This is a genomic window from Pseudoxanthomonas sp. CCNWLW251 (assembly GCF_037402255.1).
In the GTDB taxonomy this organism is placed as follows: Bacteria; Pseudomonadota; Gammaproteobacteria; order Xanthomonadales; family Xanthomonadaceae; genus Pseudoxanthomonas_A.
On record NZ_JBBEGA010000001.1, the window covers coordinates 826513 to 841046 of the forward strand.

The 14534-nt window shown below is 65.7% G+C and carries 16 protein-coding genes; 4 read left to right on the forward strand and 12 right to left on the reverse strand.

The window, feature by feature from the left end; genetic code table 11:
* Nucleotides 1-27: 27 nt before the first annotated feature.
* From WBN46_RS03920 to grxD, 4 genes are all read right to left on the reverse strand, one after another.
* The gene (locus WBN46_RS03920; RefSeq protein WP_337730372.1) at nucleotides 28-3444 is read right to left on the reverse strand and encodes a TonB-dependent receptor; all 3417 of its coding nucleotides are present in this window, start codon (nucleotides 3442-3444) and stop codon (nucleotides 28-30) included.
* Between the two features lie 261 nt (nucleotides 3445-3705).
* The gene (locus WBN46_RS03925) at nucleotides 3706-4308 is read right to left on the reverse strand and encodes a YhgN family NAAT transporter (RefSeq protein WP_142123704.1); all 603 of its coding nucleotides are present in this window, start codon (nucleotides 4306-4308) and stop codon (nucleotides 3706-3708) included.
* Nucleotides 4305-5051: an SDR family NAD(P)-dependent oxidoreductase gene (locus WBN46_RS03930; RefSeq protein WP_337730373.1), complete on the reverse strand. Its 747-nt coding sequence runs from the start codon at nucleotides 5049-5051 to the stop codon at nucleotides 4305-4307. Before WBN46_RS03930 ends, WBN46_RS03925 begins: the two co-directional genes overlap by 4 nt.
* A complete protein-coding gene (gene grxD, locus WBN46_RS03935) occupies nucleotides 5048-5368 on the reverse strand; it encodes a Grx4 family monothiol glutaredoxin (RefSeq protein WP_142123702.1) in 321 nt (106 codons plus the stop codon). Before grxD ends, WBN46_RS03930 begins: the two co-directional genes overlap by 4 nt.
* A 157-nt stretch (nucleotides 5369-5525) precedes the next feature.
* On the opposite strand from grxD, the gene WBN46_RS03940 reads away from it, so the two are divergent.
* Nucleotides 5526-6104 (forward strand): Fe-Mn family superoxide dismutase, encoded by a 579-nt coding sequence (locus tag WBN46_RS03940; protein ID WP_093300497.1) that lies wholly within the window; start codon nucleotides 5526-5528, stop codon nucleotides 6102-6104.
* 79 nt (nucleotides 6105-6183) lie between these two features.
* Here WBN46_RS03940 and WBN46_RS03945 read toward each other — a convergent pair whose 3' ends face one another.
* Entirely contained in the window at nucleotides 6184-7326 is a 1143-nt protein-coding gene (locus WBN46_RS03945; RefSeq protein ID WP_337730374.1) for a 5-(carboxyamino)imidazole ribonucleotide synthase, read from the reverse strand.
* The gene (gene purE / locus WBN46_RS03950; RefSeq protein WP_337730375.1) at nucleotides 7323-7832 is read right to left on the reverse strand and encodes a 5-(carboxyamino)imidazole ribonucleotide mutase; all 510 of its coding nucleotides are present in this window, start codon (nucleotides 7830-7832) and stop codon (nucleotides 7323-7325) included. Before purE ends, WBN46_RS03945 begins: the two co-directional genes overlap by 4 nt.
* 67 nt (nucleotides 7833-7899) lie before the next feature.
* On the opposite strand from purE, the gene WBN46_RS03955 reads away from it, so the two are divergent.
* Genes WBN46_RS03955 through WBN46_RS03965 form a run of 3 tightly spaced genes read left to right on the forward strand, consistent with a single transcriptional unit; the run spans nucleotide 7900 to nucleotide 9375 of the window.
* Nucleotides 7900-8169 (forward strand): Trm112 family protein, encoded by a 270-nt coding sequence (locus tag WBN46_RS03955; RefSeq protein WP_192200466.1) that lies wholly within the window; start codon nucleotides 7900-7902, stop codon nucleotides 8167-8169.
* Nucleotides 8166-9032, forward strand: coding sequence for a carboxylating nicotinate-nucleotide diphosphorylase (gene nadC / locus WBN46_RS03960; protein WP_337730376.1), 867 nt, complete (start codon nucleotides 8166-8168; stop codon nucleotides 9030-9032). The genes WBN46_RS03955 and nadC overlap by 4 nt, the downstream gene beginning before the upstream one ends.
* Nucleotides 9033-9039: 7 nt before the next feature.
* The gene (locus tag WBN46_RS03965; protein WP_337730377.1) at nucleotides 9040-9375 is read left to right on the forward strand and encodes a DUF3301 domain-containing protein; all 336 of its coding nucleotides are present in this window, start codon (nucleotides 9040-9042) and stop codon (nucleotides 9373-9375) included.
* Between the two features lie 50 nt (nucleotides 9376-9425).
* On the opposite strand, the gene WBN46_RS03970 is transcribed toward WBN46_RS03965, so the two are convergent.
* The 6 genes from WBN46_RS03970 to WBN46_RS03995 form a co-directional block, all read right to left on the reverse strand.
* Entirely contained in the window at nucleotides 9426-9878 is a 453-nt protein-coding gene (locus WBN46_RS03970) for a ClpXP protease specificity-enhancing factor (protein WP_337730378.1), read from the reverse strand.
* A 70-nt stretch (nucleotides 9879-9948) separates the two neighbouring features.
* The gene (locus WBN46_RS03975; protein WP_142123694.1) at nucleotides 9949-10584 is read right to left on the reverse strand and encodes a glutathione S-transferase N-terminal domain-containing protein; all 636 of its coding nucleotides are present in this window, start codon (nucleotides 10582-10584) and stop codon (nucleotides 9949-9951) included.
* Nucleotides 10585-10770: 186 nt separating this feature from the next.
* A complete protein-coding gene (locus tag WBN46_RS03980) occupies nucleotides 10771-11517 on the reverse strand; it encodes a cytochrome c1 (protein ID WP_192200461.1) in 747 nt (248 codons plus the stop codon).
* Nucleotides 11510-12769 (reverse strand): cytochrome bc complex cytochrome b subunit, encoded by a 1260-nt coding sequence (locus WBN46_RS03985; protein WP_337730379.1) that lies wholly within the window; start codon nucleotides 12767-12769, stop codon nucleotides 11510-11512. Before WBN46_RS03985 ends, WBN46_RS03980 begins: the two co-directional genes overlap by 8 nt.
* Before the next feature lie 3 nt (nucleotides 12770-12772).
* Nucleotides 12773-13384 (reverse strand): ubiquinol-cytochrome c reductase iron-sulfur subunit, encoded by a 612-nt coding sequence (gene petA / locus WBN46_RS03990; RefSeq protein WP_142123691.1) that lies wholly within the window; start codon nucleotides 13382-13384, stop codon nucleotides 12773-12775.
* Between the two features lie 170 nt (nucleotides 13385-13554).
* Nucleotides 13555-14466 (reverse strand): lytic transglycosylase domain-containing protein, encoded by a 912-nt coding sequence (locus WBN46_RS03995; protein ID WP_337730879.1) that lies wholly within the window; start codon nucleotides 14464-14466, stop codon nucleotides 13555-13557.
* Between the last annotated feature and the right edge of the window lie 68 nt (nucleotides 14467-14534).

A 14534-nucleotide genomic window follows, 5' to 3' on the forward strand; every position in this document is an offset into this window, starting at 1 on the left:
TGTTGCGTTCCGCGATGTCGCTGCGAATCAGAACTCGTACTTCAGACCCACCTGCAGCGACCACTGCGAGATGCCGTTGGTCTGGCTGTCCGAATTGGTCGGCAGGCCCAGGGCCGTCGACTGGCCGAACTCCGGCACGCCGTTGAGGTTGCCACGGTAGCCGTAGACGTACTGGCCGTTGTAGATGCCCTGCAGGCTCGCCACCGCATTGTTGGCGTTGAAACCGTAGTCGATGACGTGGCCCCAGTCCTTGTTGATCAGGTTGCCGACGTTCTGGATATCCAGCCAGACCTTCGACTTGTGACCCTTGAAGAAGCCGGGCAACTCCTGGCTGATGCGGATGTCGAACGTGTTCACCCAACCGGTGGTGAAGCCGTTCTCCGGCGCATAGGTACCCTGGTAGCGGCTCAGGCCTTCCTGCGTCGACAGCCACTCCCAGAAGCGGGCTTCCATCACCGGATCGGGCGTGAACTGGCCGGTCGCGCTCAGGCTGCCGAACAGCACGTCGCCAGGGCCAGCCGGCACGTAGAACAAGTCGTTGAACGTGCGGTTGTCGCCGTTGGCGTCGCCGGTGAAGATGTAGCTGTACGGCCGGCCGCTGCGGCCTTCATAGAACAGGCCGACCTGAGTCGCGTAGTCGCCGAAGAACTTGTGCGACCAGTTCAGCGAACCGCTGAAGCGATCCTTGATCTCGTAGCGCGCGGTGGAGCTGGTCGGCTCGTTGATGTTGAAGCCGTACTGCGACCCGTAACCGGAACTGGCGGTGGAGCTGGTCAGCGCGGACACTTCCTCGGCATTGGTGCGGGTGTAGCCGATGCTCCACGACCAGTCGCTCTCGCTGGTGAACGGCTTGGTCAACGAGACCGTCAGCTGCTGGCCCTTGCCCTTGTTGGTGTTCTCAAGCAGGAACACATCGCCAAAGTAGGTGTTGCGGCCGGTGCGTGCGCCGTTGGGTGCCAGCGCGCCGGTGCCGGCGGTGGTATTGCCGAACGGACGAGCGCTGTTCGGGTTCCAGTACAGCACGCGGCCGTCGGGACCGACGTAGCCCGGACCCACATTGAGCGTGCGATAGAACAGGCCGTTCTTGACGTCCGTCAGCAGCAACTCGGCCGACGCGACGACGCCGTTCCACGGCGTCTCCACATCGATGGCCAGGTTGGCCTTCCACACCGACGGCAGCTCGAAGTCATCGCTGATCGCGTTCACGTTGCGCACGCCGGCGCCGCCCGCGGGCACGTTCTGGTTCAGGCCATCGGGGCTGAACGGCACCAGCGTCGGGTTGGTGTAGTTCTGGTAGGAAACGTAGTTCATACCGGTGCTGCTGTAGGCATTGCCCACCCACACCTGCGGCGCGTCGCCCTGGAACAGGCCCACGCCACCGCGCAGCTGGGCCGGACGCTCCCAGTCGAACGTGTAGTTGAAGCCGAAGCGCGGCTGGATGATGTAGTCGCCGTTATAGGTGTTGTTGTTGGCGATGCCGAAACCGCCGGTGTAGGTACCGCCGGTGCACGCGGCGTTCGCGGTGCCGGGAGCGGCGGCGAAGCACTCGTTGAACGGCGGGTTCGGGCTGGCTTCCGGCTTGTCGGCGCGCACACCCAGGGTCAGCGTCAGGTTAGGCGTGACGTACCAGGTATCCTGCACGAAGAAGCCGAGCGACTTGTTCTTGTAGCGCGCGGCGATCGCATCCGGATCGGTCGGGTTGGTCTGCAGGTCGTAGTCGAAGTAGCGGCCGTTAATCAGGTTGCTGAAATCCGAAACGCCATTCACCAGCGGCACGTAGAAGCTGTAGTTGCCCCACGAGTCCTGCAGGAAGAAGTTGTAGATCTCGTTCTCGCTGTACTCGGCGCCGAACTTCAGGTCGTGGTCGCCCAGGGTCCAGGTGGCCGCACCGAAGTAGTTCCAGGTCTCGGTCAGCAGCGCATTGCCGGGCGAGCTGCGCTCGGTGCCCAGGCGGATCGCGTCGAGGCCGGCGAAGCTGTTGCTGTTGGTGCCGATCGGGTTGTTGTTGCCGTTGGTCGCGATGCCGTCATCGAAATACACCTGGATCGTCGGCGCGTTGGTCGGGCTGACGCGGACGGCGGAGTAGTCGCGGTACGACACCTTGAACTCGGTCGAGAACGTCTCGGACCAGTCACTGAACAGCTGGCCGACATAGCTTTCCACGGTCTTGACGTGGTTGAACCAGTTCGAGCTCAGGGCCAGCACGCTGGCGGTGGACGCTTCCGGACGGATGCGGTTCTGCTCCAGCTTGCTGTAGCGCAGGCTGGCGCGGTGCGCATCGCTGATGTTCCAGTCCAGCTTCAGCGCGTACTCTTCGAGTTCGGTGTCGCCGCCGCCGCTCAGGTCACCCGCGTCGAAACCCCACTCTTCGCGCGCGATGCGCTGCACTTCGGCCACGTCGGCGGCGTCGAAATCCGCGCCGCCAGAGGACAGCGGGTTGGTGCCCAGGGTCTTGCCGGCCGGGCCGATGTTGGTCTGCTTGAACTTCTCGTAGTTAGCGAAGAAGAACAGCTTGTCCTTGATGATCGGGCCACCCAGCGTGATGCCCCAGGTCTTTTCGTCGTCGTATTCGTCGAACGGACGGTCGGTGACGTCGATGGTGGCGCCCGCCACACGCGTCGGATAGTCACCGAACCAGTCGCCATCGCGGTAGGTACCGTAGACCGAACCATGGAATTCGTTCGTGCCTGACTTGGTCACGGCGTTGACATTGGCGCCTGCGGCGCCGGACATGGTCACGTCGTAGTTCGAAAGGTTGATGTCGATGGCCTCGATGGCCTCCATCGAGACCGGCTGGCGCTGGGTCGGCATGTTGTTGCCTTCCAGACCGAAGGTGTCGCTGGCCGACACGCCGTCGATGGTGATTTTGTTGAAGCGCGGGTTCTGGCCGCCGGCGGTGATGCTGCCCGAAGCGCGGTCGCTGAAGGTCACGCGCGGGTCGAGGCGCATGTAGTCCTGGATGTTGCCGTTCACGGACGGCAGGTTTTCGATGGTGACGCGATCGACGCTGGTGCCCGAGCCCATCTTCGTCGCACTGAACACTTCCGAGCCACCGGTGAAGCCGACGGCGGTGACCGTTTCCAGCGTGGTCAGGTCGCCGGTAAGCGCGGCGTTGACGGTGCTGGTCTGGTTCAGCTGCAGGAAGACGTTGTCTTCGGTCTTGGTACCCGAACCCGACTTGGTGATCGTCACCTGGTAAGGACCGCCCACGCGCAGGCCGCGCGCGTTGTAGCGACCGCTGGCATCGGTGGTGGCGCGGCTGACCGTGCCGGATTCGACGTGGGTGATGGTCACCTCGGCGCCGACGACGGGCTGGCCGCCATTGTCGGTGACCAGGCCGCCCACGCCGGCCGAGGTGCTCTGCGCGAAGGCAGGCGCGGCGGCGAGTGCGACGACGAGGCCAAGGCTGAGCTTGGACAGGCGAAGACGACGGGATTGGTTCATCGGATAAACCTCGGTACGGGAGTGATGTGGCGAAGCTGGCTGACGAGACGTGCGGAACCACCCGGTGGGTCGGTTCTGAAGGGCGTGCTAGGGGTTCCCATGGCCCACGCGTCGTTCGCGGAGGTTAATAACAGGTTAACACGATAGGACCATTTTGTGACCGCGGCATGACAATGTTCCGCACTGCAGCATGAGCGTGCAGCCCTAAGGCGGATGGTCGCCGCCGGACCCTGCCCTCAGCGGGCCGGAGCGCCTGAACTGTCAGATGTTGGGCGGGGTCAGCTTCAGGTAGGTGCCGATGCCATCCAGGACCATTTGCACGGAAATGGCGACCAGAAGCATGCCCATTAGCCGCTCGATCGCGGTCAAGACACTTCTTCCCAGCCACTTGTAGAGCACTGTCGCCGAGAACAGGATCGCTGCGGTGGCGCCCCAGGCCAGCAGGAGCGCCAGACTCCAGTCGCCGAGCCGGGACGGGTCGTTGCTGCCCATCAGCATGACGGCGGCCATGCCGGACGGGCCGGCGACCAGCGGGATGGCCAGCGGCACGATGAAGGGTTCGCCCCCGGGCAGTTCGCCCATCAGGCCCTCCGGCCGGGGGAAGATCATCCGCACGCCGATCAGGAACAGGACGATACCGCCGGCGATGGCGACCGATTCCTGGCGCAGGTGCATCATTTCCAGCGCGTACTTGCCGCCCCACAGGAACAGCATCAGCACGACCAGCGCGATAAGCAACTCGCGTACCACCACGATGCGCTGGCGACGCGGTGGCAACGGCTTGAGCACACTGAGGAACACCGGAATGTTGCCCAGCGGATCCAGGATCAGGAACAGCAGCAGGGCCGCCGACAGGACGGTCATGCCCGCACCTTCCATATCTGCCCCCTGTGCGCTGCGCCCGCAGATGACAGCAGGGTGACACAGGCCGCCGCGTAATCGGCGGCGTCCCGGGCCTGTGCGTCGTTGTCGTCGGCATAGGCGCGAGAGCGCAATGCGGTCCGCATCGGCCCCGGCTGCAGTGCGGCGACACGCACGCTGCTGCTGGCGAGTTCGGCATGCAGCATGCCGACGAGCGATGTCAGCCCATGCTGGGCCACGCCATACGCGCCCCAGTACGCCTGGCCCACCCGTGCGAGATCGTCGACGCTGAAAACCAGCGCCGCGTCGTCCGACTGCTTCAGCAGGGGCAGGCAGGCCTGCGACAGCCACCAGGGCGCGGTCAGGTTGACGTGCACGACACGCGCGAACGCGGCGGGGTCGGTATGTTCCAGCGGCGTCAGCCCCTTGAACTCGGCGGCGCAATGCAGCACGCCGTCCAGACGACCCAGCGCGGCGTGCAGGCGGTCGGCGAGTTCGGCGTAATCGTCGGGCGTCGCGCCTTCCAGGTCGAGTGGATACAACAGGGGTTCCGCGCCCACTTGCGACACGGCGTCGTAGATCCGGTTCAACTTCGGAACCTTGCGGCCCAGCAACACCACCGTGGCGCCCGCTTCGGCACAGGCGACCGCCGCCGCACTGCCCAGCCCGCCATGCGCGCCACTGACCAGCACCACACGCTGGTCCAGGGCGCGCGGTGCACGCTTGGGCAACCCGACCAGGCTCACTGCGACAGCGCCTCGGCCACGATCCGCTGCAGTTCGCCGGACTCGTGCAGCTCCAGCGTGATGTCGCAACCGCCGATCAGTTCGCCATTGATGAAAAGCTGGGGAAACGTCGGCCAGTTGGAGAAGCGCGGCAGGTTGGCGCGGATCTCGGGCTCTTCCAGCACGTTGATGGTGTAGACATGCTCCGCGCCCGCTTCGCGCAACGCGTGCACCGCACGGCTGGAGAAGCCGCACATCGGGAACTGCGGCGTGCCCTTCATGAAAAGGACGATCGGGTGGCCATCCACTTCGGCCTGGATGCGTTCCATCACCGGCATGCTGATTTCTCCTTCCTTGACGGTTTGGCAACCACCGTCGGGTACACTTTCGGTCCGTTCCGCCGGCTTCGCCCGCGGATTGCATAGTGTAAGCCCTCGCATCGCCCCGACGGTGCCCGCACCCCCTTTTTACCCGCCTAGCGTAAGGAACCGAGCCATGGCCATCGAACTTCCCCCCCTGCCCTACGACCGCACCGCGCTGGAACCGCACATCTCCGGCGAGACGATCGACTTCCACTATGGCAAGCACCACAAGACCTATGTGGACAACCTCAACAAGCTGATCGAAGGCACCGAGTTCGCCGACGCATCGCTGGAAGAGATCGTGCGCAAGTCGCAGGGCGGCATGTTCAACAACGCCGCGCAGGTGTGGAACCACACGTTCTACTGGAACTGCCTGAAGCCCAACGGTGGCGGCGAGCCGACCGGCAAGCTGGCCGAACTGATCAACAAGACCTTCGGCGACTTCGCCAAGTTCAAGGAAGAGTTCACCAAGACCGCCATCGGCACCTTCGGTTCCGGCTGGGGCTGGCTGGTGCAGCGTCCGGACGGTTCACTGGCCCTGGCCAGCACGTCCAACGCCGCCACCCCGCTGACCGGTGAAGACAAGCCGCTGTTGACCATCGACGTGTGGGAGCACGCCTATTACATCGACTACCGCAACGCGCGACCGAAGTACGTCGAGTCGTTCTGGGCGCTGGTGAACTGGGACTTCGTGGCCGGCAACCTGCGCTGATCCACAGGCTCCGCTTCAAAGCAGAAACGGCCGGGGAGACCCGGCCGTTTTCGTTTCCATCCCTGCAGGAACCGCAAGGTCAGGCGGACAGGCGCCCCACGACAGGAGCCACCTGCGCTTCGCGCCCCAGCGCCGATCCCACGCGGCGCAACGCTTCGGCCAGGAGGGCGGCATCGTCGGCACGCAACGTGGCATGGCCGACCTTGCGCCCGGCCCGCGGCTCCTTGCCGTAATCGTGCCAATGCCCGCCCGCTTCTTGCAGGACCGCGCCGGACGCCGGCATTTCACCAATCCAGTTGAGCATGCAGGCATGGCCGAGCACCCGCGTGTCGCCCAGCGGCAAGCCGAGTACCGCACGCAGGTGGTTCTGGAACTGCGAGGTTTCAGCGCCTTCGATCGTCCAGTGGCCCGAGTTGTGTACGCGCGGCGCCATCTCGTTGGCCAACAGCTCGCCGTCGCGATAGAACAGTTCGAGCGCGAACACGCCGACGTAGTCGAGCGACTCGGCCAGGTGCCGCGCATGGGCGCACGCGGCGCCTGCCAGCGCTGCGTCGACACTCGCAGGCGCCAGGCTGGCCGACAGCACGCCATCGACATGCCAGTTCTCGGTCATCGGCCATGTACGGAACTCGCCGTCACGGCTGCGTACGGCGATCACCGACAGTTCCCTCTCGAACGGGATGAACGCCTCCACGATCAGGCCGACGGTCGCAGCCTGCGCACCGAGCGCCTGCCAGGCCGCGTCGACGTCCGCCACCGACCTGATGCGGAACTGGCCCTTGCCGTCGTAGCCCAGGCGACGCGTCTTGAGGATGCAGGCGCCGCCCAGTTGCTCGACCCCGGCCTGCAACTGCGCGCGCGTTTCGATGTTCGCGAAGGCACCGACCGGAATGCCGAGTTCGCGGAACAGCGTCTTCTCGACCAGGCGATCCTGCGCGACGGCGAGCGCGCGCGGATTCGGGAACACCGGGACGCGATGCGCGAGCCACTCGGCGCTTTCCGCCGGCACGTTCTCGAAATCGAAGGTGGCCACGTCGACTTTCGACGCGAACTCGGCCAGCGCGGCTTCGTCGCGGTAGTCGCCGACGAGCAGCGGAGCGAACTGGCCGGCGCACGCATCGGCCGCCGTATCCATCACCAGGAAGCGCAGGCCCAGCGGCGCGCCAGACAATGCGAGCATGCGCGCGAGTTGCCCGCCGCCCAGGATGCCGACCGTGGTCATAGCGGCTGGCGGGGATCGTCGTGCGCCATCACATCCTCGGTCTGGCGTGCACGGAAGGCGGCGAGCGCGGCACCGATGGCCGGATAGTCGGAAGCCAGCAGGGCGGCAGCGAAGAGGCCTGCATTGGCGGCACCTGCATTGCCGATCGCGAACGTCGCCACCGGAATACCTGCCGGCATCTGCACGATGGACAGCAGCGAGTCCATGCCGTTGAGCGCCTTCGACTGCACCGGCACGCCGAGCACCGGCACCGCCGTCTTCGCCGCCAGCATGCCTGGCAGGTGCGCGGCCCCCCCCGCGCCCGCGATGATCGCGCGCAGCCCGCGTGACCCGGCGGCGTCCGCGTACGAGAAGAGCACGTCCGGCGTGCGGTGCGCCGACACCACTTTCACCTCGTAGGGAACGCCCAACGCATCCAGCTTCTGCGCGGCATGCTGCATGGTGTCCCAGTCCGAGCGGGAACCCATCACGATGCCCACCACGGGGCTGGAAACGCTGGCGGTCATGGCCGTCCTCGGTCGCAAAGACGTATTCTACCCTTCTGACCGAACCGCTGATCGAGTCCCCATCCCGATGGATCGCAAACTGCTCGACCTCCTCTGCTGCCCCACCACCCGCCAGCCACTGGCCGTGCTTGATGCCCGCGGCCTGGAGGCACTCAACCGCGCGATCAGTGCGGGCCAGGTCAAGCGCGCCGACGATACCGTGCAGGCCGAACCCCTGCGCGAGGCGCTGGTCACGCATGACCGCAAGACCGTCTACCGCGTGGAGGACGGCATACCCGTGCTGCTCGCAGAAGAAGCGATCGCCACGGCGCAGGTGGGCGAATTCGCCGGCCGATGAGCATGCGCCCTGTGCCCCCCTCCACTGACGCGATCGCCGACGACGTGGCGCGCGCGCTGGCCGAAGACGTGGGCAGCGGCGACGCCACGGCGTCATTGCTGCCGGACGTGGCGGACATCGCCTACCTGCTCTGCAAGGAGGAGGCCGTCATCGCCGGACAGCCGTGGTTCGATGCCTGCCACCGTGCGCTCGATCCGGACGTACGGATCGACTGGCGTTTCCAGGACGGTGACCGGGTCCCGGCCGGCACCGTGTTGGCCACGCTGGAGGGACGCGCGCGCGCGCTCGTGACGGCGGAGCGTTCCGCGCTCAATTTCCTGCAGACGCTGACGGGGACGGCCACGGTGACGGCCGCGTACGTCGACATCGTGCGCGGCACCGGCTGCACGATCCTGGATACGCGCAAGACCTTGCCCGGCCTGCGGCTGGCGCAGAAATATGCGGTCCGCTGCGGTGGCGGCCAGAACCATCGCATGGGCCTGTACGACGCCGTGATGCTGAAGGAGAACCATGTCCGCGCGGCGGGATCGCTCACTGCGGCGATCCGCGCAGCGCGCCATCTGCAACCGTCGCTGCCGCTCATCGTCGAGGTGGAGACATTGGCCCAGCTCGATGAAGCACTGGCTGAAGGCTGCGAGCGCATCCTTATCGATGACTTCGATGCGGAGACGCGACGCGACGCGGTCCGTCGCGCGAAGTCCGCACCGTATTCCGGCCGCATTCCTCTCGAGGTCTCCGGCGGGGTCGATCTGGGCACGCTGCGCGCCATTGCGGAAGACGACGTGGATTTCGTTTCCGTCGGCGGACTGACCAAGCATGTCCGCGCCATCGACCTGTCGATGAAACTCGGCCCGGCGCCATGAGCAACGCATGTCGCCACTGAGCGCCCTGTTATGGCTGATCGCCGCGGCGGCTGCGTTCGCCTACTGGAATGCGGCGCGCGCGGCGGCGGAGCGTGCAGGCGCGCTTGGCCGGGATGCCTGCCAGGCAGCCGGGGTCATCTGGCTTGACCAGAGCGTGCATGCGAGCGGACTACGTCTGCGGCGCGGCGAAGATGGCTGGCTGGGCTTCGAGCGCAGCTTCCGCTTCGAGTATTCCCACGACGGCATCGATCGCCATGTGGGGCGGCTGGTGCTGCGCAAGGGCCAACTGGTCTCGTTCGTCGGGCCGGTCGCACGCGCCGTCACGCCGCTCGATCTGCACTGAGTCCGCTACCCGGGTCTGTCGACCTATCCGCGCGGGAGCGCGATACAGACCTATTTCACCACGCGCAGGAACGGCGGACGCTTGCCCGCTGGCGGCGGTGCATCGTCATCGGGTGGCGTGTCCGGAGACGGCGGCTGGTCATCGTCACTACCACTGGCATCGGGATCGTGTGCCACGTCGTCCGGCAACGCCATGCCCTGCCCGGTTTCGCGCGAGTAGATCGCCAGCACGGCACTGACCGGCACGTACACGGCCTGGCTGACTCCGCCGAACCGCGCAGTGAAGCTGACCGCCTCGTTGTCGATCAACAGCCGCACCACCGCACGTTCGGCGATGTTCAACACCACCTTGCCTTCCTTCACCGCGCTGACGGGCACCTGGACGCCCGCCTGCGTGGCGTCCACCAGCAGATGCGGCGTCATGCCGTTGTCGGCGATCCATTCGTTCAGCGCCCGCAACAGGTACGGGCGATGGCTGGTCATGCGGGGCGTGGCGTCAGTCATTTCGCGTCTCGGCTGCCGGTCGCTGGGCTGTCCTGCAATGCCTGCGAACCAAGCCTTGCTCGGATGCCGGCTAAGCCGGGATCTCGCGCAGCTTCCTCTCCGCATCCGTCAGGCTGCGCAGGAAACCGGGGTGGCGGAAGATGCGGTTGCCATAGTCCTCGATCGCCTTGCCGTCCTTCGGCAGCGGCACATCGAGCGAAGGCAGGCGCCAGATGATCGGGGCCATCGCACAGTCGGCCAGGCTCATTTCGGGGTTGAGGAAGAACTTGCTCGCCTTGAACAGCGGCACCGAGGCGGTCAGCAATTCCTTCAGGCGCTTGCGGCCCGCTTCGACCTGCTGCTTGTTGCCCAGCTGGATGGCCTGGACCTGGGGCACCCAGTCGTGCTCGATGCGCAGCATGGCCAGCCGCAGGCGTGCGCGCGACAGCGGATCCACCGGCATCAGCGGCGGATGGGGATAACGTTCGTCGAGGTACTCGCTGACCACGGACGCGGCGTACAGCACCAGGTCGCGCTCCACCAGGGTGGGCACGGAATGGTAGGGATTCAGGTCGATGAGGTCTTCGGGCGGATTCTGCGGATCCACCGGCACGAGGTCGTAACTGACGCCCTTGGCGGCGAGCACCAGCCGCACGCGGTGGCAGAGCACGTCATCGGTGGAAGAAAACAGCGTCAGTGTATTGCGCATACGTGGACTCGCAGCCATTCACGGCTCTCCGACGATCGGAATCCGCCGATCGCACCGACGCCGCCAGCCCCTTGCTGACGGTCGCCACGGTCCCTGAGTGTGCAATCCCTGCCGAAAAAAGCCAAGCAACCCCAGGCCCGGCCGATTTCGCCTGCGGTGCGGGCACGGAAGCCCTGCACCGCTGCAGTGGATGCGCGACGGTCCTTAGTGGACGTCCTTCCAGTACTCCTGCTTCAGCAGGTAGGCCAGGAACGTCAGCGCCGCCAGGAACAGGATCACCCACACGCCGATGCTCTGGCGCTTGAGGGCTGCCGGCTCGCCGACATACTCCAGGAAGTTGGTGATGTCGCGCGCGGTCTGGTCGAACTGCTGCGCGTTCTGGCGACCGGCCTGCGTCACCTTGAGGCTTTCCACATGGCGTTCGCCGGTGGCCGCGTCGGGCTGGCCGAACTCCGCATGCTGCAGGCCCTGCAGCTCCCACAACGGATTGGGCATGGACGCGTTCGGGAACAGCTTGTTGTTCCAGCCCAGCGGACGCGACTCGTCGAGGTAGAACGACTTGAGGTACGTGTAGATCCAGTCGCTGCCACGCACGCGCGAGATCACGCTCAGGTCCGGCGGCATCTTGCCGAACCATTTCGTGGCCGGGTCATGCGGCATCGACACCTGGATCTGCTCGCCGAACTTCGCGCCGGTGAAGTTGAGGTTCTTCATCACCTCGTCTTCGGTCAGCCCGAGATCCTCGGCCATGCGCGAATAGCGCATGTACTTCAGCGAGTGGCAGCCCGCGCAGTAGTTCATGTACAGCTGCGCACCGCGCTGCAGGGAGGCGCGATCGCTCAGGTCGTTGCCGGCCTGCAGCTTGTCGCCGCCGCCTGCGGCGAACACGGAGAACGAGATCAGCAACCCGCTGGCGAAGACAGCTAGGCGAGAGGCGAAAGTCTTAGTCATGCGTCGTCACCCGCTCGGGCACTGGCTTGGTCTTGTCGATCTTGGTCCAGATCGGCATGGTCAGGAAGAACAGGAAGTAGAAGGCGGTCAGGAAACGGCCGACGATGGTTTCCACCGGATCCGTACCCGGGCCGGCACCGATCTTGCCCAGCCACACGAAGCAGATGGCGAACACGCCCAGCAGCACCTTGGACAGCAGGCCGCGGTAGCGGTAGGACTTGACCTTGGCGCGGTCCAGCCACGGCACCAGGAACAGGATCGCGATGGCGCCGAACATCACCAGCACGCCGCTGAGCTTGTGCGGCACCACGCGCAACATGGCGTAGTACGGCGTGTAGTACCACACCGGCTTGATGTGCTCCGGCGTCACCAGCCTGTTGGCTTCGGAGAAGTTGTCGTGCTCGAGGAACCAGCCGCCCATGGCGGGGGCGAAGAACACGATGAACGCCGCAAGGATCAGGAAGCCACCGACATAGAAACCGTCCTTCACCGTGTAGTACGGGTGGAACGGCACGCCGTCGGCCGGGGCGGTCGGCGACCAGCGGTTGCCCTTCGGGCCCTTCTTGATCTCCACGCCATCCGGGTTGTTCGAGCCGACTTCATGCAGCGCGAAGATGTGCAGCACCACCAGCAGCAGCAGCACCAGCGGCAGCGCGATGACGTGCAGCGCGAAGAAGCGGTTCAGGGTGGCGTCGCTGGGCAGGTAGTCGCCCATGATCCATTCGGTCAGGCCGTTGCCGATCACCGGGATGGCGCCGAACAGCGAGATGATGACCTTCGCGCCCCAGAACGACATCTGGCCCCACGGCAGCACGTAGCCGAGGAAGGCTTCGGCCATCAGCACCAGGTAGATCAGCATGCCGAGGATCCACACCAGCTCGCGCGGCTTCTGGTACGAGCCGTACATCAGGCCGCGGAACATGTGGATGTAGACGACGATGAAGAACAGCGAGGCGCCGGTGCTGTGCATGTAGCGGATCAGCCAGCCCCACTCCACGTCGCGCATGATGTATTCGACCGAGGCGAAGGCTTCCGCCGCGCTCGGCTTGAAGTGCATCGTCAGGAAGATGCCGGTCAGGATCTGGTTGACCAGCACCACGATCGACAGCACGCCGAAGATGTACCAGATGTTGAAGTTCTTGGGCGCGTAGTACTCGCTCATGTGCTTGCGGTACACGGGCATGAAGCCCGGGGCGCGCGCGTTGAACCAGTCCATCACGCCATCAGCGGTACGGGTAATGATGTTCGCCATGGCTTATGCGCCCCCCTGCGGGTCGAGGCCGACGACGATGGTCGTGTCGTTCTCGTAGTAATGCGGCGGCACCACCAGGTTGGTGGGGGCCGGCACGCCCTGGAACACCCGGCCGGCCATGTCGAAGCGCGACTTGTGGCAAGGGCAGAAGTAGCCGCCCTTCCAGTCCGGATCGTACGGCTCGGGCTTGATCTCGGCCGCCATTTCCGGCGAGCAGCCCAGGTGCGTGCACAGGCCGACCAGCACGGAGATCTCCGGCTTCAGCGAACGCGTCTCGCCCTTGATGTACGACGGTTGCTGATCGAGGTTCTGCGACTGCGGGTCGCGCAGGTTCGCGTCCAGGGTCGGCAGCGCATCCAGGATCGCCTTCGAGCGCTTGACGATCCAGATCGGCTGGCCGCGCCACTCCAGGATCAGGCGCTGGCCTTCCTGCAGACCGGTCAGGTCGGCGGTCACCGGGGCACCGGCCAGCTTGGCCCGGGCGCTCGGATTCCACGACTTGATAAAAGGTACAGCTGCAATACCGGCACCCACTGCACCCACCACAGCGGTGGTCGCAGTCAGGAACCGGCGTCGGCCCGTATTCACAGGCCCATTGACCCCATCGATGGCCATCCGGCACTCCGCAAAACAATCAGGTAGCTAAAAAGGCTGCCAAGGCCGCACCCGAAACGCCGGTGCGGGCCGCATAAAGACGGCGAAGTGTAACGGATGGCTTAATGGGCCGACAACGGGCGCCGTGAAATCAAGGCCTTGCGGCGCGTCCGGCGTCGCCGCGAGCTGTTTCAGCGCGCGGCAACCGCCTGCCGGTAGCGGTCGGCCAGGACGGCCACGCGCTGCACGTAGCGCTGGGTTTCCTTGTACGGCGGAACGCCCCCGTGGCGGTCCACCGCACCTTCGCCGGCGTTGTAGCCGGCGGCGGCCAGGGTCAGGTTGCCGTTGAAGCGCTTCAGCAACCAGGACAGGTACTGCGCGCCACCGCGGATGTTCTGCGCGGCGTTGTAGGAATCGGTGACGCCGAACCGGCGCGCCGTGGCCGGCATCAGCTGCATCAGGCCCTGTGCGCCGGCATGCGACAGCGCCATCGGGTTATAGGACGATTCCGCGTGCATGATCGCGCGCAGGATGGATTCCTCCACGCCGAATTCGCGCGACGCGGCGGCGATCTCGGCCTGGTAGGCGGATGTGTTCAGTCGCAGCCGTCCGAAGTCGACGCTCGGATTCCCGCAGGCGAAGCAGGTCTCGATGTAGCTGTACTTGATGGTGCGCAGGCTGGCGACCTGGGTGCCGCCGCGCGGGCGCGTACTGGTGTAGTGACGCACGCCGTCCTTGATGTAGGAGTAGACCTGCCCGCTGACCACGCGGCGCGGACCGGTGGCCGGCGCGGGGACGGACGCAGCTGGCACCGCTGCCGGGACGATGGCGCTGGCCGAATCGGACAGGGCGGGCGAGCTGGCCGCTCCCACCGCCGGTGTGGCGGCTGCGGGCCGTGACACGGCGGAGACCTGCGTCGGCCGGTTGCGGTCGGGCGTGTAGCGGCTGACCACTTCGCAGCTTGCGCCACTGACACGCTTGCTGACGTAGTTCGGCACACCGTCATTGCCGGTGCACTTGTACAGCGTGCCCGCGCTGGCCGGCAGTGCGGTCAACGCGGCCAGTGCGGCCAGAAGCGTCAGAGTCCCCCTCATGCCGCGCAGTGTCCCGAATTCCCGGGTGATTGCCAAGTCCTTGTCCAACAAAGGTTTCCTCCAATCTGTGCGGCCGG